Genomic DNA, 19,829 nt, shown 5'->3' on the forward strand with positions numbered 1-19,829 from the left:
TGTTCTGCTGTGACCTGCGGGTCTCCGGTAACAGAAGAGGCATATCAGAGCGACTGAATCCCACTGGGAGGTACGTGAAGTGCGGCTGACAACTGGCGCACCCTGGGCGGTCGCGTTCGCGGCCCTCCTGGTGTCGGGCTGCGCCGCCCCGCAGGTTCATGGTCCTGCTGCGGCGGCGGTGCAGCCCTCTGCGGTGACGCAGCCGTCGGCTGCGTTCAACCCGACGGACGTGGCCTGGATCCAGCTCGAGATCCCCATGACCGAGTCGGTGCTGGCACTGACGGACCTGGCGCCTGAACGCACAGCGAATCCGTCAGTGCTGGCCCTGGCGTCCCAGGTCGCGGCCGAACAGCAGCAGCAACTTGCGGGACTACGTGGTTTGTTGCGTGAAGCGGGGCTTCCGCCGACAAACGTCCACGAGGGTCATGACATGCCCGGTATGGTGACGAAGAGCGACCTGTTGATAGCGCAACGTCTCAACGCGGAGCCGTTCGACAAGCTGTTCCGGAAACACCTGAAGGACTTCCTGACCCAGTCCCTGCTGGTCGCGAAAGGCGAACAGACATCCGGCGCGAACGAGGCGACGAAGCAGTTCGCCAAAACCCTCTCGGCCGCCCGCTCGACGACGCTGGCCGACCTGAAATGACGACTGACTGGGAATCCCTGCTCCGGCCCCCGTCAGACGCCCGCTGGGTGTCCCTGCTCGACGACGAGGGCCCCGCGACGGGCAGCCTGCACCCCGTCCCGCCGGAACCCGCCCCCACGAGGCCCCACCGGTTCACCGGCGGGTTCACCGGCGGGTTCACCGGCGGGGGCCCGGAGACGGGCACCCTGCACCCGATCCCACGCGCCCGCCGCCGCACCCAGCGCAAGCCCGCGCCACGACGCCGGCCAGGCAGCTTCGTAGGCGCCCTGCTCTGGACCGGCGCGGCGCTGGCGACGGCCGGCTGCTGGGCCGACCTGCCAGAAGTCGCCTCCACCGCCGACGGCCTGGCCTGGCTGGGCCGCCTGACCGGCCTGCTGGCGGGCTACGGCGCGGCGATCCTGGTGGCCCTCATGGCCCGCATCCCCTACCTCGACCGCACGATCGGCTCCGACCGCCTCTCCCGCTGGCACGCGCTGGGAGGCCGCGGGACCTTGGCGCTGTCAGTGGCGCACATGGTCTTCGCCATGTCCGCGCGGGCGGTCAGGTCGGGCGTGTGGGAGGGCACGTTCGGTCTCGTCCTGTACGGCCCGGGGATCCTCGAAGCGACCGTCTCCCTGGCGTTCCTGCTGGCGGTGGGCGTGATCTCGGCCCCGGCGATCCGGTCGCGGATGTCGTACGAGGCCTGGCACTACGCCCACTTCCTCACCTACGCGGCCATCTACCTGGGCTTCGCCCACCAGCTCACGGGGCCGTCCTTCGGAGGCGTCGGCGCGTGGGCGTGGCGCGGCCTCTACCTGGGCGTGGCCGCGCTCCTGCTCTGGTACCGCTTCGCCGTGCCGGTGATCCGGTCGCGCCGGCACCGTCTGCGTGTGGCCGGAATCAGGCGAGAGTCGGCCGACGTGGTGTCGGTGTACATCGCCGGCGACGACCTCGACCGGTTGCGCGCCGAGCCCGGCCAGTTCTTCCGCTGGCGTTTTTTGACCAAGGGCATGTGGTGGGCGGCCAACCCCTACTCGCTGTCGGCGGTGCCGAGCGGCCGTCACCTGCGCATCACCGTGAAAGCGGCCGGAGCCCACAGCCGGGCCCTCTTTTCCCTGCGCCCCGGCACCCGCGTCTGGGCCGAGGGGCCCTACGGCGCGCTGACCGCCGCCCGTGGCCGGTCGGACCGCGTGCTGCTGATCGCGGGCGGCGTGGGCATCAGCCCGCTACGGGCGCTGTTCGAGTCGATGCCGGGTCAGGTGACGTTGCTCTATTTGGCGCGGACGGTCGAGGACCTGGTGCTGCGGGGGGAACTCGACGCGATCGCGGCGGCGCGGGGGGCGCGGGTGCACTACACGGTGAACGAGGACCTGACGGTTCCTCTCACGGGCCGGTCGTTGTCACGCGCCATTCCCGATCTGGCGGACCATGACGTGTTCGTGTGCGGGCCGCGAGGGATGACCCAGAAGGCGCTGAACGCACTCCGCCGCGCAGGCGTGCCGAAACAGCAGATCCACCTGGAGAACTTCGGCTTCTGAACTACTTCGCGTCGAACTCGCCCCGGCGCACACCCTCAAGGAAGACGCGCCACTCCTCCCACGTGAAATCGAGAACCGCGCTGTCGGTGCCCCGCTTGCTGTCGCGTACCCGCACGATGTCGTCGGCGAATCCGACCTCGACGCAGTCATTGTTGATGCAGGCTCTGATCCACTGGTCGTGGTGTACCGGATCCATGTCAAACATCCGCTCATCTCCCTCGGAGATCACTTGACCGGGGGGAACCTACCAGAGGGAGTGGTTGGATTCATGGCGCTTCGCGAGAGTTCCCGGAATTCCGTCATCGGATGTCTTTGCGGGGGCTCAGAGCCAGTCGCGATCCCGTATCTGGCTGAGAAGAGCAATTGAATCATCAGGCGTAAGAGCAATATCGTTCATGATCTCAATGGCCCTCTTGTAGGCCAGTACATCGCCCGGGCGCTCGATGAACTCCAAGGCGGCGAATGATTCTCGATGAACGATGGTGGCCTCTGGATCTTGGAGCTCGAAGCACACAAAAGGTGCGTCGTCCGCGATATATGGACCTAGCTTGAATGGCAGGATCCTGATGGTTGCCAATTTGTCGCGGGCTGACCGGATGAGCCTGTCTACTTGGCCGTGCATGGTTTCGGGAGTTCCCACGCGCCGAGCCAACGCCCCCTCGTCGATGAACGTCGTGTACCGGGGCCTGTTCGCCTTGCTCAACAGTTTCTGTCGCGCGAGCCGGGCTTTTATTCGTCTTTCGATCACCTCGGATTCCACGCGCCCGGCGTTGAGGCTGTGGATCAGAGCATGGATATATCCCTCTGTCTGGAGCAGGCCCAATATAACAGCAGTCTGGTGTTCGGTGATCGCAACGGCGGCGGCTTCAAGATCAATATAAGTGTATGTGCTGGCGTGTCCGAGGTCGCCGTACTCCTGGCGTAGCGCCTGCGTCCGAGACTCGCTCGCCATCTCAATGAGCTCAGAGATCGCAGCGGGATCTGCGACATCGTAGATGGCGACAAGCGCTCGTATGTCTTCCTTGCTTGCTCCGCGCTGGCCGTTCTCCAGACGGGAGATCTTCGCCGGCGACGCATGAAGCCTGACGCTTACCTCTTCGAGGGTCAGGCCGGACTCTTGACGCAGTCTCTTCAGCCGCGCTGCCAGTTGGCGTCGGCGCAAGGTCAAGTTGGTCCCAGCCATGGTCTGTCCAGGTGATCGAGAACCCGGCAGGCGAGCGACGCGTACCGCGACCCGCCCAAGTGGTAATTGCCAATGAGGGTCGCCTAGGTACGTTTCCGGTCGAATGGCGTTATAAACGGATTGAGGACCCTATCGACCAGTCTCTGACCTAAATGGGTGGGGCCCGATGTTGGCGCATCGGGCCCCGGAGCTGGAGACCGCCGCTCACCGCTCAGTAAAGGACGATCCACAATGCAGATTAACCCAAGAGATAGGGAATTGTCGCCCCCTCGTGGCTTATTGGACCGAATCGCCGTCATCGTCAAACGTCTCACCGATGACCTCTTCGCCGAACCCGACGCTTTCGCGTTCGTCGTCGGCTGGGAGGTCGAACGGAAGTGGAATCGCCGGACGTACCGGGACCCTCGCTTCAACCAGCTCCGGGCCGCTCGGCCGGCCGAGTCGCAGGCGAGTCGCAGATGACCAGGCAGCTCGTCCGGGCACTGGAAAGCAGGGTGGCGCCGCCGGGTCCCTTCGTGGTCGTCTGGCGCTGGCGTTACGAGGCGGCTCTCCTCATCGGGGGGCCGCTTTTCGTCTCTCTGGCCGGGTGGCAGATCGTCGTCACGGTCGCCGGGCTGCTCGTCGCGCTCGTCTCGGTGTCGCCGTTCGCGCGCAGGTATGCCCTGGCCCGCCTCTGGTGCGTGGTCATCCCGCACCGGATCCGCGCCGCCTGCGCCGAGGCCCTCGTCGTGACCCGGCGCGGCAGGCTGCCGATCGTGCTCTGGACCCGGCCGAGCCGCGAGGGGGAGCGGGTGTGGGTCTACTGCCGGGCCGGAATCACCGAGGCCGACTTCGCCGACACCGCGTCGCTCATCGCCTCCGCCTGCTGGGCGCGGGAGGTGAGAGTCACGAAGTCGCCGCGCCATCCTGCAGTCATCCGGGTTGATGTCATCAGATGACTTGCGGAGTCAGGAAGTCTGGGTGATCCTCCTCTTAGGAAGGTTTCTTTAAAGAAAGCTGAAGTCCGCGGCCGTCACCCCGCGTTCCTCCGCTCATCCTTCCGCCATGGGCTCCGGCTCTCCTCACGAGGTGGCCGGAGTTCGCGTATCCGCTCCACGGAGGAGAGCCAGTGTTACGTAACAAGGTGGCAGCAGCCGCCGCCGGCCTGATGGCCGGCTCGCTGCTCGTGATCCTGCCGTCCGCGCCCGCCAGTGCCCACGGCACCATGTCGAACCCCCCGAGCCGGGTCTACCAGTGCAAGAACGAGGGCCCCGAGTCGCCCGACTCGGCCGCCTGCGCCGCCGCCGTCGCGGCCGGTGGGACCCAGGCCTTCTACGACTGGAACGAGGTCAGCCTGCTCGAAGCGGGCGGACGCCACCGCCAGCTCATCCCCGACGGGAAGCTGTGCAGCGCGGGCCGGGACAAGTACCGGGGGCTGGACCTCCAGCGGACCGACTGGCCGGCCACGCCGTTCTCCGCCGGGCCGCGCACCATCACCTACCACGCGACGGCGCCCCACTCGAACAGCAACTTCGAGTTCTACATCACCCGCGAGGGCTGGAACCCGTCGATGCAGCTGAAGTGGTCGGACCTGGTGCACATCCAGACGTTCAACAACTTCAACCCCACCACGTTCACCAACTGGACCATCAACATCCCGCAGCGGACCGGCCGCCACATCCTCTTCTCCATCTGGCAGCGCGTGGTCGGCTCCAACGAGGCGTTCTACACCTGTTCCGACGTGGTCTTCGGCGGCGGCAACAACCCCAACCCCACCCCGACGCCGACGCCGACCGTCACGCCGACCCCCACGCCCACGCCGACTCCGACGGTGACGCCGACCCAGAACCCGGGCGGCACCTGGGCGGCGGGCGTGTCGTACCAGACCGGCAACCGGGTGACCTACGGCGGCGTGACCTACCAGTGCCGCCAGCCGCACACCTCGCTCGTCGGCTGGGAGCCCCCGAACGTGCCGGCCCTGTGGCTGCGCGTCTGATCTCGTGAGTGAACGCGGGCCGCGCCCGACGGGCGCGGCCCGCCGTCGAAGGAGGCGGGCATGCGCCGGCTGCTCATCGTTCTCTTATTCGCCTGTACGGCCTGCGCCGGCGTACAGGAGGAGGAAGCGCCGGTCAACGCGGCCGACGTCATGTTCCTGCAGATGATGGTCGCCCACAACAAACAGGGCCACGAGCTGGCCCGGCTCGCCGAGGGCCGCGAGCTGCCCCAGAAGGTCGAGCAGCTGGCCGCGGCGATGCGGGTGACCCAGGAGACCGAGACGAGCACGATGACCACCTGGCTGATGCGGTGGGAGCAGCCGCTGACCATGGACCAGGAGGCCCACCACGCCCACGGCGGCACCGCGATCGACGCGCGGAAGGACCTGGCCCGCCTGCGGAAGACCGACGACGCCGACTTCTCCCGCGAGCTTCTCAACGCCCTCATCGCCCACCAGGACGACGCCATCCAGTTCGCCCGGTACGAGAAGGGCAGCGGCGCCAACCCGGGAGCGATCGGCCTGGCCGAGCAGATCGACGTCGCGCGGTCGGCGCAGATCACCTACATGCTGGACCTGCTTGACTCGTAGGCATGCCGGAACTCCAACCGCTGCGGGCCGACCACGCCGATCGGCTCCTGACCTTCGAGACCGACAACCGCGCCTTCTTCGCCCGCACCGTCGAAGACCGCGGCGACGACTACTTCACCACCTTCCCCGACCACCACCAGGCCGTGCTCGACGAGCAGGCCCAGGGCAGACTGCGCTTCCACGTCCTGGTCGCCGACGACGGCGAGATCCTGGGCCGCTTCAACCTGTACGACCTGGAGAACGGCACCGCCGAACTCGGCTTCCGCCTGGCCGAGAAGATGACGGGCAAGGGCCTGGCCACCCGGACGGTCCGCGACCTCTGCGACCTCGCGAAGAGCTACGGCCTGCGCAGCCTCCGGGCCGAGGCCGACCTCGCGAACCGGGGCTCGCGCGGGGTCCTGCAACGGGCCGGGTTCGTCAGGACCGGCGAGACCTCCTTCTGGCGCGATCTCCACGACGATCCACGCCAGGATGAAGTGACCTGGCGATCTTTGCCTTAGGGCGACTTCGGCGACGATTTTCTCTACAAGGTCAAGGCGGCGCTTCGCGCCGCGCGGGCGGCAGAGCGCCGCCCTCCCGCCGGGCGTGCGGCCCTGGGGGGCCGGTCCCGGCGGGAACGGCAAGCCGCCCGCAGTCATGAAGTCAGCCAGCTCGTGAAGCTTGCCTAGCTCTTCCCGGCAAGCGGGCCGGTTCTTCGCACCAGCGCCTCAAGCTGAGACTCTTCGTACAGGCAGCGCACGAGTTCGGTCTTGGAGTTGCCGCATCGGACGTTTGATAGTCCCTTGCCCAAGAGCTCGTCTGGCAACAACGCCTTGCGCATCGCGATCAACGAACCGCCGCTACCGTCGATGATCTCCCACCAGCGAAGATAGAAGCTGAGATCCGGCCTACCCTCATCGTCGGGCGTAGCGGCTTCTCCACTCGGAACCACCCGCACCGGTTCTGCCTCCTACCTGCATCGCCAGACCGCGATGGTTGATCGGGATTTGATCACTAAGGGGTTCTGTCGCTTGCTGGGGCGGAGTGGGGAGCAATTCCGGACAGATCGCTCGCCCACCCCGCCCCGCTACCTTCGACCCGGCACCTTCCGTAAGCGGGGGACTTACGAGGTGCTCAACCGCCAGCCCTGTGAACCGGGGGAGTCACACCAGGTCGGAGGCAGGTCTATCTCTTCACTCGGAACCAGACACAGCGGCCGTACGTATCGCCGTACCAGCCCCATTGGTGGGCGAGCTGTGACACCAGCCAGAGGCCCCGTCCGCTCTCCTCCAGGACCGTCAGGTCATCCATCGGCGGAAGAGTCGGATCACTGTCAGACCCGTCGTCCAGCACCTCCAGGTGCAGGAGCCCGTCACCACACTCGGCAACTGCGATGACGACGTGACCGCCCTGACCGGACAGTGTGTGTCGGACAGCGTTGGTCACGACCTCGGAGAGCAGCACGAGCGTGTCACCTTCTGGCGCTCCGACGTCTGCAAGTAGCTTGCGGACCTCTGCTCGCGCGAAGCTCACGGCCTCCGCATCACCGGGGATTTCGAACGTCGCCTCTACGCCCGCGCCGGTGGCCGACACTAGGACACCGCCGAGAGGATGAGATCTGACGCGGCGGCGTCAGCCGACACCGAACGGTCCTTCCAGGTGTAAAGCCAGCCGTTCGACTCCTTGCGGACGCCCACCCGGATGACGCCGGTCACGCCTCCCGGAAAGTCGAGTACGGGCAGTTCATCGCGCTTTCCCGGTAGGCGCACATGGCAGGGCACCCCGCGCCATTCCAGGTCGTAGGCGAGTTGGGCCAGCAGCAAATAGCCCTTGAATCGAAGGGCCTCCCGAGGCGATAAGAGCCCGCCCGTTTGGCGTCGATCTTCCCTGTTGGTCTGCCGTCTACGGCTTGTTCGCTTACCTCTAGACTCCACGTGGGTCGCACCTCCAGTGTGCGATCAAGGACCCGTCACGGTGTTGTGCAAGGCACCGGGGCGGGTCCGTTTCTTTTTGCGACCTTTCGGCCACGTCGTGTTCCCTCGGGATTCTGTCTCAGGCTCACGTTGCGGCCATAGCGCGATATTCAGATTCTGAATAGCCTGAGGTCATGGAAGCGCGCACGCTCTCAGAGGCGTTACGCCGAACGATGCTCGAACGCTCGTGGACTCAGAACGAGTTGGCCCACCAACTGGGTACAACCCAGGTATGGGTCTCCCGAGTGATCCGGGGAGCCACAGACCCCGGCATCGGCAAGGCAGCCCCGCTGCTCGCCCGTATAGGTCTAGAAATCCGGATCGTCACGCAACGCGACGAGGGGGATGAAGTGAAGCGCAGGGAGTTTTTGGCCGCCGCCGCTTCGGTCATGTTCATACCTTCGCCAACGACAACGCCGTACCACGACCCCGATTACCTACGCGCGTTATCCGCGTCTCTCGCCAACAACCGGTACGCGATGGGCGGTAACCCGCTTGTGCCGCAAGCTCTGGCACAGGTCGCCAGGGTCCGCGACGTGATGGGAAGCGCGAAGAGCCCGGCTCTCTTCACTGCCGCGTCCGAGCTGATGGCCCAAGCAACCCTCATCCTCTACGACGCGAACAACCTCGGTCAGGCCGAGCACGTCGGGGCCTTAGCCCTGAGGTACGCGACACAAGCGACAGACCATTCGGCGCAGGCTCGGGCGTTCGACATCTTGAGCCGAGTCCACCTCTACAAGGGAGACCACCCCCGAGGAATCGAGTACGCGCAGCGTGGCCTAGCCATTCCCGATCTCTCCCCAGATCAGTCCGCACAGATCCACATGCGATTGGGCAGAGCACTGGCCGCAACGCCGGGCCAGTCCCAGCAATCAAGAGAAGCGCTGGAACAGGCGCTCAACACGGACGGATTGACGGCTTTCTCGTCAGCCGCGCTCTTGGGCGATGTGGGGATCGGGCTTGGCCAACTGCGCGACTACACCAACGCCAACTCACTGCTAGACGAGGCCGCAGCCCAGATCGCCTCTCGGTCGCCTCTCTTCCAATCGCAATACATCGGCCGCCAAGTCCTTACCGCAATCGCAAGCGCCGATGCGTCGTTCGCCGCCGATCGCATGCACGCTCTTGCGAGGGTTCTCCCCTTCGTTTCATCAGGCCGGATGACCGTCCGCGTGGCTCGCATCCTCGAAAAGACCAGCCATTGGGCGAAAGATCCCGAGGTTGGCCCGGCCCGCGAACAGCTCGATTCGCATTCCAAGTCCCACTGAAAAAAGACCCTCCGGGAGGGGCTCCGGCTCAGGGAGCGGTCCGGAGGTCAGTCCGTGTCGCGGCGATGGCTGAGGTAGGGGCCGGTCTCCCTACCTGCCGTCGCCCAGGGCAAGCCAGCAGACAAGCAAGAACGGGAGGGCCTTAAGAAAGCCACAGAAACATTTCTTCGAACCTGGCTGAGACTTCCCTACGACTTCTTCCTGGGTATCGGCATTTTAATCGAACTCAGCAATGCACTGGTCGACTTCGCCGGCAAGGCCGGAGGTGACTGCAAAAGTGCTCCCCGCAGCGACCGCGTTAATTCGCTCATCGTGTGCGGCAACATGAGTAATTGGTTCTTCGCGGGAGGCGGAACTACCATCGGGAATGTGTTCCTGACCGGCATGTCTCTGGAAGAAGCCTTTGCTAAGCCGTTACTCATGCAGCATGAACAAATTCATGTGTGGCAGTGGTACGCCTACCAGAAAATGACCGGAGAGTGGTGGTCATACTAGGCCGCCTACTGGGCCGAAGAAATCGGCAATGGATTCAATGAGTGCAAGAACAGATTCGAAGAGGAGGTGAATTTTGGCTGGGGAGAATACTGGTCTTGTCTGTAACTCTCGGCGGATACGCCGGGTCGAATATGGGGCCATAATCGCACTCATGCTTCTCCTGACTGCAGGCTGCATAAACAGGATCAGTGGAGAAACGGCCGTATACAAAGGTTCCACGGGTCCGGCGGTGCTTTTTCGGTGGTGCGAGCGGCCTACTAAAATCCACACGAAGCTAGGCATCTACGACAGTGACGGCAACTGGCGGATCATAGCCAAATTCTCCACCACAACGGTTTCAGGCGAGAGCGCATCGTTCGAAATAAGATCGCCAGGATCAGGTTGGGAGCTGGAGACTGGCAATCCAACGCTGTCGCCGGGCGTGGAGTATTTCGTCATTGCCGCGCCCGGTGATGGAGACGATGATTCCTTCGCCCAGACCATATTCACCGTCGATGATGTTGCCTCGCTACAACCTGGGCAAGTGATATCTGGAAGCGGAAAAGTGACATATCCGCAGTCAGAATTCTTGGCCCGAGAGCCGTCCTACTGCTGACACCAAGGGTCATTTAGCATCGGCTTGGCGCTGGATGTTGCCTTTCGTGGGCTGGCGTGACGATCGCTACCGGGCTGATCGCGCTGCTGGCGGCCACAGGCCAGCTTTCTCCTGTCCACGGTTTCAGGCGAGGTCGTGCCGCTGGAGATAAGGTCACCCGAGCCCGAATGGAAGCTCGATTCGGGGGACCCGACATTCTCGCCGACAAGATGTCGTACTGCTGACAATGAGGTCGCTTGGCGTCGGTCAGGCTGTGCAACCGCCTGACCGACGCCAAGAAGGTCCAGCAGATCAAGTTCGATCCTCAGCCGCACGAGGTCAAGGCAAACTCAACCATCACGATTGGGGCTCGCCATCGTGGATTAGGCTTCGTATCTCAAATAGAAGAAAGTAGCATTCTGTGTCGATGATAGACAGTGCCGAAGATGATATTGAGCTCGAAGAAGGCCAATTCTTGCTACTCGATGTCAGCGTGAATTTCGACTGGTCGGAGTTCCCTGGCGCAGCGGAAGCCAACTGGTTTGAGACAATGGATAATGGTGCGCTAATCCTGGCTGGCACGGGAGGATTGAGCGCCGGCGTGCGCTTAGAGACTTGGGATGCGCAACCTCCGCCTCCGATCCCGGGAGAGTGGCAAGATAACGTATCCAGTCAGATGTTCTCTGAGAGTGGCGAGGTATGCGTGGGAACCCTCTCCCTGCTCACTCAAACCGCCTATCTAATGTTAGGCGTTGAAGATAAGACCTGGCATGTGCGAGCGCATCGCCGTCTCACGTCCGACCGAGATCGATCAGAGGAGTATCTCTTCCAGTTTTGGCAGCTCCAAGAGCGTGATTGAGAAGGGCTGATTCACCGATCAGGTAATGACGTACCGCTGCTTCCACGATGACCCTGGCGACGCTCACCGAATGGTGGCGCGTGTCTGATCTAGCGGCCTGACGCCGCCTCTATCTGAGTCGGATCAGGTAGTCGAGGACTGCCCGATCGCCAGGGATGATGATCGGATCGGCGACCTCCACCACGCGACCTCCTGAGGTCATTCGGCGCGTGATCGTCATCACCGGAATGCCGGTCCCCATCTGGAGAATCTTCGCCTCGTCGAGGGTCGGCATGCGCGTGGACACCGACTCGTGGATCTCGGCGTCGACTTCAATTCGACAGGCTGCGTAGCTGTCCAATGTTCCCACCCGGCCAGGGCTCATTCTTGGAGTCTTCGACAGGTGTCCCCTCGACACCTGAGGCCAGCATGCAGGACCGAGACATTTGACTGGGTGCGCCCTTCGCGTAGAAGACGAAGTTCCGCTCTAGGGCGCGGGTCGAGGGGTGGGCGACGGCAGGCGGGAGACCGGCGAACCAAGATGTGCGGGTTTGACCCGCACATGTCCGCCATCAGTCAGCCGTGGTGGGCTGGCCGAACTCGCTTTGCTCGCCCTTCGGGTGCCTACGGCATTCCGCCGGCCCACCACTCCCGCCGTTCAACCTGACGAGCCCTGTCGGTCCTTCTCCCGCTTGATGCGCCGGGCCGTCGAGACCTGTTGCCGGGCGATCTCCGCCCAGAAGTGCTCACCCTCGCTGAGCCCGCTCCCGGCATACCGCCACTGCGACACCGTCACCGTCTCCCTGCCGTCCAGCAGCAGCCCCGAGGCTGCACGGGCGAACTCGGCTCGATAGTCCGCCCGGACCTGACGCAGCGCACCCAAGGTGACGGAGTAGTGGCGTGACTTGGTCGAGAAGTGCCCCCGGTAGCCGAGCATGTGTGACCACTGCTTGAGCCGCAGGTGATCGAAGCCCGGCATCATCGACAACGCCCAGCAGGTGTAGATCATCCTTCGGGCATGCTCGCTCACCCTCAGGTCTTCGATCTGGATGGGCTGCTTGACCGGCCGGTCTACCGTCCCGGCTGACTCCGCGCCCTTGGTGGCGTACTTGGCGATGTAGGCCGCCACTCGGCCGTCAGACATCCCGCCCAGTTCCTCACCGAGGTAGACCGGTTGCACGTCCAGTTGCCGACCCCACCGCAGGATGAAGCCGGGGCCGTCGTCGCCGCGCACTCCGGTCGAGGCGGTGACCGTCACTTGTTCGGCAGTGCGCCGGATGGCCTCTTCCAGCAGGGGGACGGTCGCCCAGGAAGGCGAAGGATCGCCGGGGCCGTCCGGGCCGTCGAGACGGATCACGGCATGGAAGTGGACCAGGCCCCTCGTCTGGTATTCGGCAACTTTGGCGTAGGACACCCGGAGCTGCCGCCGCAGGTCCGCCCGAGACACCCCACGTTGCCGAGCAAGCACGGCGAGCAGGTCACGGGTGAAGCGCCGCCACAACTCACCCGCATGGGCGTTCCACAACACCGCGCCCGAGTAGTCATAGCAGTCGACGCAGATGGGCTGTCCAAGCCGTGAGTCGTCTTCACCATGACGCACCCGGCACCCTTCCGGCCGTCCATGCGCACAGAGGGGATCATCCCGCCGAGGGCGACACGGCAAGGTCTTGCCGTCGCGCTCACGCCGGGCATGCACCGGCCCGAAGGACGGCGCGGTGAAGGTGGCGAACATGCGAGGGTGCGCGCTCACCTCTTCAGGGACACCCTTGCCGCCCTGCAACCCGGAGATGATCAGGTGGAAGGTGTCATCCCGGTACACCTCCGAGCAGGCCGGGCACCGGGAGGCACGTCGGTTGCCGCACGCGGTCAGCAAGTACCCGGTCGGTTCGTCAGCGGTCCGGTAAGACTCGACCACCTCACCGGTAGGCACGTCGACTGTGTAGCGCTCACCGTGTAGCCGGATCGGTTGCGCGCACCCGCCCGTGGCCTTCACCATCTGCCGCCATCGCGGGAAGTCGGGCAGGCTGGCTCGCTTGGCAGCGGCGTAGATGTCGGCAGTGAACGGGCCGGTCATGACGCGATCGCCTCATCTTGCGGTGGTGAGTGAGGCTCGTCGACATCGCCGTTGATATCGACGCCGAGGATGACGCCGATTCGCTGCCATTTCTGTTGTGACCACCGGGGGCGTTCGGCGGCTTTCTTTTTACCCCACTCACGTGCAGACGTTTTGGGGCGCGACTTCAATAAGGGCCTCCTAACTCTCGGGGAGTGGAGGCACGCCAGGAAGCAAGCTCGCAGGTGGAGCCGTCGTCGGGCATAGCCGGTTCCGACGACGGCCCCGACGAGTCGCTTCATCGAGAGTTTTTTGGAGGCAATATGTAATTGGCTAAGCATGTGGATGTGATCTCCACTGATGCCGCCCGGCGGCCGGTGCCTATCCCGGCCTCATTATTTATTTTGTGGTGGCTTATTGGTTTAAGCTGTTCGCGGTCAAATGCCCCGCTGGGGCGCTACCCCTGCCGGACGCCACCCCGGCCTGCGACTCGTGTTGCCTGAGAGCCACTCGCGTGTCTCCGTGCTCTATGACTACCCAGCCGCACCGACAGTTCCAACAGCGATTCAACCTTCAGACCAAACCAGTTCTAGAAGATCCGGGTTGAAGACCGTGCCTCCCTTGAGCGCCGAATGAACGATGATCGCTCGGAACGCCTCCCGTAGGTAGGCCCGCTTGGTGGAGACCGGCAGGCCGCCCTGCTCTTCCGGCAGGTACCAGCGACGTCGGAAGTCGTCGATGTCGATGACCTGTCTTACGGCTTCCCGCTCGACCTTCGCCGTGTGCCTTTTAGACTCGGCGCGCAACTGGGCGATAGTGGCTTCTTCACCCGCCGCCAGCTCGAAGAAGAGATCGTTGGTCATCCCGCCTGAACTCCACCGGGCGGCAAGTGCCTTCAAACGCCCTTGAGCCTCAACCAGTTCTTGTTCTCCGGTCCACACCTGCGGTTCGGAGTTCTGCCGCCGCTGCATCTCCTTGTCTTCCAGGCTCGCCGGCATGAAGTGCACTGCTAGAACCTGCTCGATCGCGAGCACGAACCGGTCCTGGACGCCTGCGAGGCGGCCGGCATCGCCTTCCTGCCGTGGCGGCCGGTGCTGCCGGCGGTCGGCGAGCTGGCGGCCGGGTTCGGCGCCACCCCGGCCCAGCTGGGCCTCGCCTGGCTGCTGGCCCGCTCTCCGGTCATGCTCCCGATCCCCGGTACGTCCAAGATCGCGCACCTGGAGGAGAACGTCGCCGCCGGGGCGATCAAGCTCACCGAGGCCCAGTGGGAGAGGCTAGCGTGACACCCCGATGCCGCCCGGGGTGGTCGCGCCGAACCGCTCGATCTCCTTCGCGAGGTCGAGCGGCCGGACCGACGTCTTCCCGCCCGCGATCGCCTCGGTGATCAGGTCGGCCGGGACCAGCCACGACACCTCGAACTCCAGCCCGTCGGGGTCCTTGGCGTAGAGGGCCTTGGTGGTCGAGTGGTCGGAGGCGCCGACGAGCGCGCCCAGCTCAAGAAGGCGGACCTGGATCCGTTCGAGCTCGGCCAGCGTGTCGACCTCCCACGCCAGGTGGTAGAGCCCGACCGCGCCGCGCCCGGCGGTGGTGGGGCCCGCGTCGGCGCCCACTTCGAACAGGCCGAGGTCGTGGTCGTTGGACGACCCTTCCGCCTGCAGGAACGCGGCTCCGGGGAACCCCATGACCACTCGGAACCCGAGGGCCTTCTCGTAGAAGTCGACGCTGCGTGCGACGTCGCGGACGTACAGCACGGCGTGGTTGAGTCGCTGAACCGGCATGTCTGCAGCAGCAACCGGGGATCTCAGCTTGTTCCCGGGAAACTGTCGGTCCCAGGTCCTAGGGTGGTCGGCGGCCATTTCTAAGGGGGACGTGAACGATGATCGTCGACCGCGTGGCGCGGGAGCGCGCGGAGAACCAGATGCTGTTCCAGGCGGTCCACGAGGTCGCGCGCGACCATGCCGGAGGCGCGGTCGACGACGTGGTCGCGGCGCTGCTGCGCAACCTCCCTCCGGCGCCGAGGCTGTCGGGCGACGAGGTGCGCCGGATCGCCGAGCAGATCAGCGTGGGGCGGGATCCCTCCGGTCTGTGAGCCGTTCCGACAGCGCGGCGGGGTCGGCGACGACGGTCTCCAGCACCTGGCCGGCCGCGCCGAGCGCCGCCGCCTCTGATCCGAGCTGCGAGACCTCGACGGGCGGGGCCTGGGCGCGCAGCTGGGCCAGGCGTCCGCCCATCGTCTCGGCCACCACGCCGCCGATCCACGGGAACAGGGGGGCGTAGATGCCGCCCAGCACGATCGTGTGGGGGTCGACCAGGTTGATCGCCGACGACAGCGCCACCCCGAGCGCCCAGCCCGCCTTGTCGCAGGCCGCCAGGGTGGCGGCGTCGCCGTGTTCCAGCTGGGCGACGATGGCGTCGATGCCGTGGGCGTACGGGCTGCGATCGCCGACCGCGTCGAAGAAGGCGTCCTGGCCGGCGTACTGCTCCAGGCAGCCCCGGGCCCCGCAGCGGCACTGCGGGCCCTCGGGCGTCACGACCACGTGGCCGAGCTCGCCGGCGAAGCCGCGCGCGCCGCGGAACAGGGCGCCGTTGACGACGAGGCCGGCGCCGATGCCGATCTCGCCCGAGACATAGAGGAAGTCGGCCCGGCCGACGCCGAACCAGAGCTCGCCGAGGGCGGCCAGGTTGGCCTCGTTCTCCACCCTGATCGGCACCCCGAGGTCGAGGGCGGCGCCCACGGGCACGTTCCGCCAGCCGAGGTTGGGAGCGCTGTGGATCTCGCCCGACTCGACGTCGACCGGGCCGGGCACGGCCAGCCCCGCGCCGACGACCCGCAAGCCGGTCCCCTCAGCCTGGGCGAGCGCCGACAGCGCCAGGCGCCGGAGGTCGCCGATGACGTCGAGCGGTTCTGACAAGCGGTTGTCGACCGTCTGGGTCAGCCGCAGCCTCACCCGGCGGGCGAGATCGACCACCCTGACCGCCAGATAGTCGACGTTGAGTTCCAGGCCGAGGGCCGCGACGCGGTCTCCGCTGACCCGGACCTCGACCCCCGGACGGCCGCGCTCGCCGGCCCTGACGGCGCCGGTCTCCACCACCAGTCCGGCGTCGAGCAGGTCTCCCACCAGCTTGGACACGGTCGTTTTGGTCAGCCCGGTGACCTCGGCCAGGGACGCCCGCGTGAGCGACCCGTGCGTCCGGACCTCCCGCAGGACGAGGGACAGGTTGCGCGCCCGCATCGCGTCGTGCCGTACGGCCTGCGCCATTCGCACCTTCCTGACTGCCGGTCCAGAAATCTGGACGAAATCCTAGACACGCCTACTTGACCGGCACGAGTCCCCGTTCCATATTTAGTCCACAACGTAGACTAATTCGGAGGCGCCCCGTGTACACCCCCTCTCCTGAGGACAAGTTCACATTCGGTCTGTGGACCGTCGGCTGGCAGGCGCGCGACCAGTTCGGTGACGCGACCCGGGCCCCGCTCGACCCGGTCGAGACCGTGCACAAGCTGGCCGAGCTTGGCGCCTATGGCGTGACCTTCCACGACGACGACCTGCTCGCCGTGGAGCCCGACCGCGACAGGGCGATCGAGAACTTCAAGAAGGCCCTGGCCGACACCGGCCTCAAGGTGCCGATGGCGACCACCAACCTGTTCACCCACCCGGTGTTCAAGGACGGCGGCTTCACGAGCAACAACCGCGAGGTTCGCCGCTACGCCATCCGCAAGGTGATCCGCAACCTCGACCTCGCGGCCGAGCTGGGCGCCAAGACCTACGTCTGCTGGGGCGGCCGCGAGGGCGCCGAGTCGGACGCCGCCAAGGACATCCGCGCCGCGCTCTCCCGTTACAAGGAGGCCATGGACATCCTGAGCCAGTACGTCATCGACAAGGGCTACGACATCCGCTTCGCGATCGAGCCCAAGCCGAACGAGCCCCGCGGCGACATCCTGCTCCCGACCGTGGGCCACGCGCTGGCGTTCATCAACGAGCTCGAGCACCCCGAGATGGTCGGCCTCAACCCCGAGACCGGGCACGAGCAGATGGCGGGCCTGAACTACTTCCACGCCATCTCCCAGGCGATGTGGCACGGCAAGCTGTTCCACCTCGACCTCAACGGCCAGCGCGGCATCAAGTACGACCAGGACCTCATCTTCGGTCACGGCGACGTGCAGAACGCGTTCTTCCTGGTCGACCTGCTGGAGCACGGCGGCTACGAGGGCCCCCGCCACTTCGACTACAAGCCGGTCCGCACCGACGACAAGAACGACGCGTGGGACTCGCTCGCGGCGAACATGCGCACCTACCTGATCCTCAAGGAGAAGGCCAAGGCCTACCGGGCCGACCCGGAGGTCCAGGAGGCCCTGGCCGCCAGCAAGGTCGACGAGCTGGGCGCCCGCACCCTGGGCGAGGGCGAGACCCTCCAGGACCTGCTCAACGACGACTTCGACCTCGACGGCGTGGCCGAGCGCGGCTACCACTTCACCCGTCTGTCGCAGCTCGCCCTCGAGCACCTGTTCGGCGTGCGGTAATGACGCTCGTCGCGGGGGTCGACTCGTCGACCCAGAGTTGCAAGGTCGTGGTACGCGACGCCGCCACCGGCGCGCTGGTCCGCGAGGGCCGCGCCAAGCACCCTGACGGCACCGAGGTCCACCCGAGCCACTGGTGGACGGCGCTCCAGGAGGCCATCGCCCAGGCGGGCGGCCTCGACGACGTCGCCGCGGTGTCGGTCGGCGGCCAGCAGCACGGCATGGTCTGCCTCGACGAGAACGGCGAGGTGGTCCGCCCGGCGCTGCTGTGGAACGACACCCGGTCGGCCCAGGCGGCCCGTGACCTGATCGCGGAGCTGGGCGGCCCGGAGATGTGGGCCGAGGCGGTGGGCAGCGTGCCCGTCGCGTCGTTCACGGTCACCAAGCTGCGCTGGCTCGCCGAGCACGAGCCGGAGAACGCCGCGCGCACCGCGTCGGTCTGCCTCCCGCACGACTGGCTGACCTGGAAGCTCGGCGGCACCCCCGCGACCGTCACCACCGACCGCGGGGAGGCCTCGGGCACCGGCTACTGGTCCCCGGCCACCGGGGCCTACCGGCTCGACCTGCTGAAGCTGGCCATCGGCCACACCCCGCAGGTCGCCAAGGTCCTCGGGCCGAGGGAGCAGGCCGGGACGTACAACCAGGCCCTGCTCGCGCCCGGCACCGGTGACAACATGGCCGCCGCCCTCGGCGTCGGCGCCCACCCGGGCGACGTGATCGTCTCCATCGGCACGTCCGGCACGGCCTTCGCCGTCGCCGAGCACGCGTCGGCGGACTCCTCCGGTGGTGTCGCCGGCTTCGCCGACGCCACCGGGCGGTTCCTGCCGCTCGTCGCCACCATGAACGCCGCCCGCACGCTCGACGCGGTCGGCAGGGTTCTGGGCGTCGGTCCGGCCGAGCTCAGCGATCTGGCCCTGGGGGCGCCTCCCGGGGCCGGAGGGCTGACGCTGGTGCCGTACCTGGAGGGCGAGCGGACCCCGAACCGGCCCGACGCGACCGGGTCGTTCCACGGGCTGCGGCTGGCCAACGCGACGCCGGGGCACTTCGCCCGCGCGGCCGTCGAGGGCATGCTCTGCGGTCTCGCGGACGCGCTCGACGCCCTCGGCCTGGCGCCCAACCGGGTGCTGCTGATCGGCGGCGGGGCGCGCTCGGAGGCCGTGCGCACCATCGCGCCGAGCGTGTTCGGCGTGCCGGTGCACGTGCCCCCGCCCGGGGAGTACGTCGCCGACGGCGCCGCCCGCCAGGCCGCCTGGCTGCTCGCCGGTGGCGAGGAGCCGCCGGAGTGGGCCTCGGGTGAGGTCACCGTCTTCGAGGGCGATCCCATCCCCGGCCTGCGCGACCGGTACAGAGAAGCCGCCGCGTGACCCAGCCGGGGGTGGGCCTGGGCCCACCCCCGGCCCTGGGGCGACCCTGAGCCCCCCTAGGGGGTATCCATCAGGGGTGAATGGGGTCTTAACCGGATGCATATCCGGCGGTGGACGAGGCACTCTCGAAGTATGGTCAAGAGGCTCTCTCCCATGATCGCGATCTCCGCTCTGGTGCTCGCGATGGCCGCCGTCGTGGCCGGTCAGCTTGATCCCTCCCCTCACCTCGACCCGGTCGCGCTGTCGATCAGCGAGTACGCCGCCCAGGAGCGCGGCGTGCTGACCGAGTTCGCCCTCGCGATGCTGGGCCTGGCCTCACTGGCCCTGCTCGCCGGGCTGAAGGCCGCATCGGCGCCGATCGACGGCTGGCCCGAGCGGCTGATCCTCCTCTGGTCCCTCACCCTGCTCGGCGTGGCCGCGATCCCGTGGGCGCGCGCGCAGGACTACCTCGTGGCGGTCGCGTTCCTGGCGCTGCCCGTCGCGACCGCGCAGCTCGCCGGCCGGTTCGGCGACCACGACGAGTGGCGGCCGGTGGCCCGCACGCTCGAATGGCTGACCCTGCTCGCGGGTCTGGGCCTGGCCGCCGTCACGTACGCGGCGCTGCCCGGCCGGGGCGTGCTGATCGGCGTGGCCGAGCGCGGTCTGCTGCTCGTCGAGTTCGCGCTGGTGGCCTCGATCTCGTGGCAGCTGCTCCGAGTCGGGCTCATGACCACCATCACTACAGTTCCGGGAGTCGTCCGTCAGCCTGTTGCGGACCCGACACAAAACGCCACGTCCGAGCCCGTAAGTCGGCACGCTCACGCCGCGTGATCAGACAAACGTGATCCTCGAATGAATCAAACCGGGGCAAACTGCTA

24 protein-coding genes and 1 pseudogene are annotated in these 19,829 nt (G+C 66.4%); 15 read left to right on the forward strand and 10 right to left on the reverse strand.

Annotated elements, in window-relative coordinates:
* The first annotated feature begins 79 nt into the window (after positions 1-79).
* Positions 80-646, forward strand: coding sequence for a DUF305 domain-containing protein (locus FDA94_RS05995; RefSeq protein WP_137246010.1), 567 nt, complete (start codon positions 80-82; stop codon positions 644-646).
* Positions 643-2,163, forward strand: a complete 1,521-nt coding sequence (locus FDA94_RS06000; protein WP_137246011.1) for a ferredoxin reductase family protein — start codon at positions 643-645, stop codon at positions 2,161-2,163. The genes FDA94_RS05995 and FDA94_RS06000 overlap by 4 nt, the downstream gene beginning before the upstream one ends.
* Position 2,164: 1 nt before the next feature.
* On the opposite strand, the gene FDA94_RS06005 is transcribed toward FDA94_RS06000, so the two are convergent.
* Entirely contained in the window at positions 2,165-2,359 is a 195-nt protein-coding gene (locus FDA94_RS06005) for a DUF397 domain-containing protein (RefSeq protein ID WP_137246012.1), read from the reverse strand.
* A gap of 126 nt (positions 2,360-2,485) precedes the next feature.
* Positions 2,486-3,346, reverse strand: coding sequence for a helix-turn-helix domain-containing protein (locus tag FDA94_RS06010; RefSeq protein ID WP_137246013.1), 861 nt, complete (start codon positions 3,344-3,346; stop codon positions 2,486-2,488).
* A gap of 458 nt (positions 3,347-3,804) precedes the next feature.
* Here FDA94_RS06010 and FDA94_RS06015 point away from each other — a divergent pair, with 458 nt between their 5' ends.
* The 4 genes from FDA94_RS06015 to FDA94_RS06030 all read left to right on the forward strand — a co-directional run bounded on the left by FDA94_RS06015 (position 3,805) and on the right by FDA94_RS06030 (position 6,409).
* Positions 3,805-4,284 carry a hypothetical protein gene (locus tag FDA94_RS06015; protein WP_137246014.1) on the forward strand — a complete coding sequence of 160 codons (480 nt, stop codon included), beginning with the start codon at positions 3,805-3,807 and terminating at the stop codon, positions 4,282-4,284.
* A gap of 170 nt (positions 4,285-4,454) precedes the next feature.
* Positions 4,455-5,321 carry a lytic polysaccharide monooxygenase gene (locus tag FDA94_RS06020; RefSeq protein WP_246059566.1) on the forward strand — a complete coding sequence of 289 codons (867 nt, stop codon included), beginning with the start codon at positions 4,455-4,457 and terminating at the stop codon, positions 5,319-5,321.
* Between the two features lie 60 nt (positions 5,322-5,381).
* Positions 5,382-5,909, forward strand: coding sequence for a DUF305 domain-containing protein (locus FDA94_RS06025; RefSeq protein WP_137246015.1), 528 nt, complete (start codon positions 5,382-5,384; stop codon positions 5,907-5,909).
* 2 nt (positions 5,910-5,911) lie between these two features.
* Positions 5,912-6,409, forward strand: a complete 498-nt coding sequence (locus FDA94_RS06030; RefSeq protein ID WP_137246016.1) for a GNAT family N-acetyltransferase — start codon at positions 5,912-5,914, stop codon at positions 6,407-6,409.
* Positions 6,410-6,573: 164 nt separating this feature from the next.
* Here FDA94_RS06030 and FDA94_RS06035 read toward each other — a convergent pair whose 3' ends face one another.
* From FDA94_RS06035 to FDA94_RS39010, 3 genes are all read right to left on the reverse strand, one after another.
* Complete coding sequence (locus FDA94_RS06035; RefSeq protein WP_137246017.1) at positions 6,574-6,846, reverse strand: hypothetical protein; 273 nt, start codon at positions 6,844-6,846, stop codon at positions 6,574-6,576.
* A 227-nt stretch (positions 6,847-7,073) separates the two neighbouring features.
* Positions 7,074-7,481 (reverse strand): ATP-binding protein, encoded by a 408-nt coding sequence (locus tag FDA94_RS06040; protein ID WP_137246018.1) that lies wholly within the window; start codon positions 7,479-7,481, stop codon positions 7,074-7,076.
* Positions 7,481-7,711, reverse strand: coding sequence for a hypothetical protein (locus tag FDA94_RS39010; protein ID WP_170990795.1), 231 nt, complete (start codon positions 7,709-7,711; stop codon positions 7,481-7,483). Before FDA94_RS39010 ends, FDA94_RS06040 begins: the two co-directional genes overlap by 1 nt.
* A gap of 284 nt (positions 7,712-7,995) precedes the next feature.
* On the opposite strand from FDA94_RS39010, the gene FDA94_RS06045 reads away from it, so the two are divergent.
* The 4 genes from FDA94_RS06045 (at position 7,996) to FDA94_RS06055 (ending at position 11,057) form a co-directional block, all read left to right on the forward strand.
* Positions 7,996-9,129 (forward strand): helix-turn-helix domain-containing protein, encoded by a 1,134-nt coding sequence (locus FDA94_RS06045; protein WP_137246019.1) that lies wholly within the window; start codon positions 7,996-7,998, stop codon positions 9,127-9,129.
* 369 nt (positions 9,130-9,498) lie between these two features.
* Positions 9,499-9,624: a hypothetical protein gene (locus tag FDA94_RS41010; RefSeq protein WP_281286537.1), complete on the forward strand. Its 126-nt coding sequence runs from the start codon at positions 9,499-9,501 to the stop codon at positions 9,622-9,624.
* 151 nt (positions 9,625-9,775) lie between these two features.
* Positions 9,776-10,219, forward strand: a complete 444-nt coding sequence (locus FDA94_RS06050; RefSeq protein ID WP_137246020.1) for a hypothetical protein — start codon at positions 9,776-9,778, stop codon at positions 10,217-10,219.
* 406 nt (positions 10,220-10,625) lie between these two features.
* A complete protein-coding gene (locus FDA94_RS06055; RefSeq protein ID WP_137246021.1) occupies positions 10,626-11,057 on the forward strand; it encodes a hypothetical protein in 432 nt (143 codons plus the stop codon).
* 109 nt (positions 11,058-11,166) lie between these two features.
* Here the strand turns inward: FDA94_RS06055 and FDA94_RS06060 are convergent, their stop codons facing one another.
* The 3 genes from FDA94_RS06060 to FDA94_RS06070 form a co-directional block, all read right to left on the reverse strand.
* The gene (locus FDA94_RS06060; protein ID WP_170990796.1) at positions 11,167-11,397 is read right to left on the reverse strand and encodes a UTRA domain-containing protein; all 231 of its coding nucleotides are present in this window, start codon (positions 11,395-11,397) and stop codon (positions 11,167-11,169) included.
* Between the two features lie 297 nt (positions 11,398-11,694).
* Positions 11,695-13,110 carry a replication initiator gene (locus tag FDA94_RS06065; protein ID WP_212735203.1) on the reverse strand — a complete coding sequence of 472 codons (1,416 nt, stop codon included), beginning with the start codon at positions 13,108-13,110 and terminating at the stop codon, positions 11,695-11,697.
* A 545-nt stretch (positions 13,111-13,655) separates the two neighbouring features.
* Positions 13,656-14,123 carry a hypothetical protein gene (locus FDA94_RS06070; protein ID WP_137246023.1) on the reverse strand — a complete coding sequence of 156 codons (468 nt, stop codon included), beginning with the start codon at positions 14,121-14,123 and terminating at the stop codon, positions 13,656-13,658.
* Here FDA94_RS06070 and FDA94_RS06075 point away from each other — a divergent pair.
* Positions 14,115-14,372, forward strand: a pseudogene (locus FDA94_RS06075) (aldo/keto reductase); the annotation flags it as partial. The gene FDA94_RS06070 and the pseudogene FDA94_RS06075 overlap by 9 nt on opposite strands.
* Here FDA94_RS06075 and FDA94_RS06080 read toward each other — a convergent pair.
* A complete protein-coding gene (locus tag FDA94_RS06080) occupies positions 14,364-14,867 on the reverse strand; it encodes a VOC family protein (RefSeq protein WP_137246025.1) in 504 nt (167 codons plus the stop codon). The pseudogene FDA94_RS06075 and the gene FDA94_RS06080 sit on opposite strands and share 9 nt — an antisense overlap.
* Before the next feature lie 98 nt (positions 14,868-14,965).
* Between FDA94_RS06080 and FDA94_RS06085 the strand changes: the two genes are divergently transcribed.
* On the forward strand, positions 14,966-15,178 hold the full coding sequence (locus FDA94_RS06085) for a hypothetical protein (RefSeq protein WP_062341079.1): 213 nt from the start codon (positions 14,966-14,968) through the stop codon (positions 15,176-15,178).
* Here the strand turns inward: FDA94_RS06085 and FDA94_RS06090 are convergent.
* Complete coding sequence (locus FDA94_RS06090; RefSeq protein ID WP_137246026.1) at positions 15,147-16,349, reverse strand: ROK family transcriptional regulator; 1,203 nt, start codon at positions 16,347-16,349, stop codon at positions 15,147-15,149. The genes FDA94_RS06085 and FDA94_RS06090 overlap by 32 nt on opposite strands.
* A 119-nt stretch (positions 16,350-16,468) precedes the next feature.
* On the opposite strand from FDA94_RS06090, the gene xylA reads away from it, so the two are divergent.
* The 3 genes from xylA to FDA94_RS06105 all read left to right on the forward strand — a co-directional run bounded on the left by xylA (position 16,469) and on the right by FDA94_RS06105 (position 19,782).
* On the forward strand, positions 16,469-17,611 hold the full coding sequence (xylA, locus tag FDA94_RS06095; RefSeq protein WP_137246027.1) for a xylose isomerase: 1,143 nt from the start codon (positions 16,469-16,471) through the stop codon (positions 17,609-17,611).
* Positions 17,611-18,972, forward strand: coding sequence for a xylulokinase (gene xylB, locus FDA94_RS06100; protein ID WP_137246028.1), 1,362 nt, complete (start codon positions 17,611-17,613; stop codon positions 18,970-18,972). Before xylA ends, xylB begins: the two co-directional genes overlap by 1 nt.
* A gap of 153 nt (positions 18,973-19,125) precedes the next feature.
* Positions 19,126-19,782, forward strand: a complete 657-nt coding sequence (locus tag FDA94_RS06105; RefSeq protein WP_170990797.1) for a DUF998 domain-containing protein — start codon at positions 19,126-19,128, stop codon at positions 19,780-19,782.
* Positions 19,783-19,829: the final 47 nt, after the last annotated feature.

The sequence above is a fragment of the Herbidospora galbida genome, from assembly GCF_005233835.1.
Taxonomy (GTDB): Bacteria; Actinomycetota; Actinomycetes; order Streptosporangiales; family Streptosporangiaceae; genus Herbidospora; species Herbidospora galbida.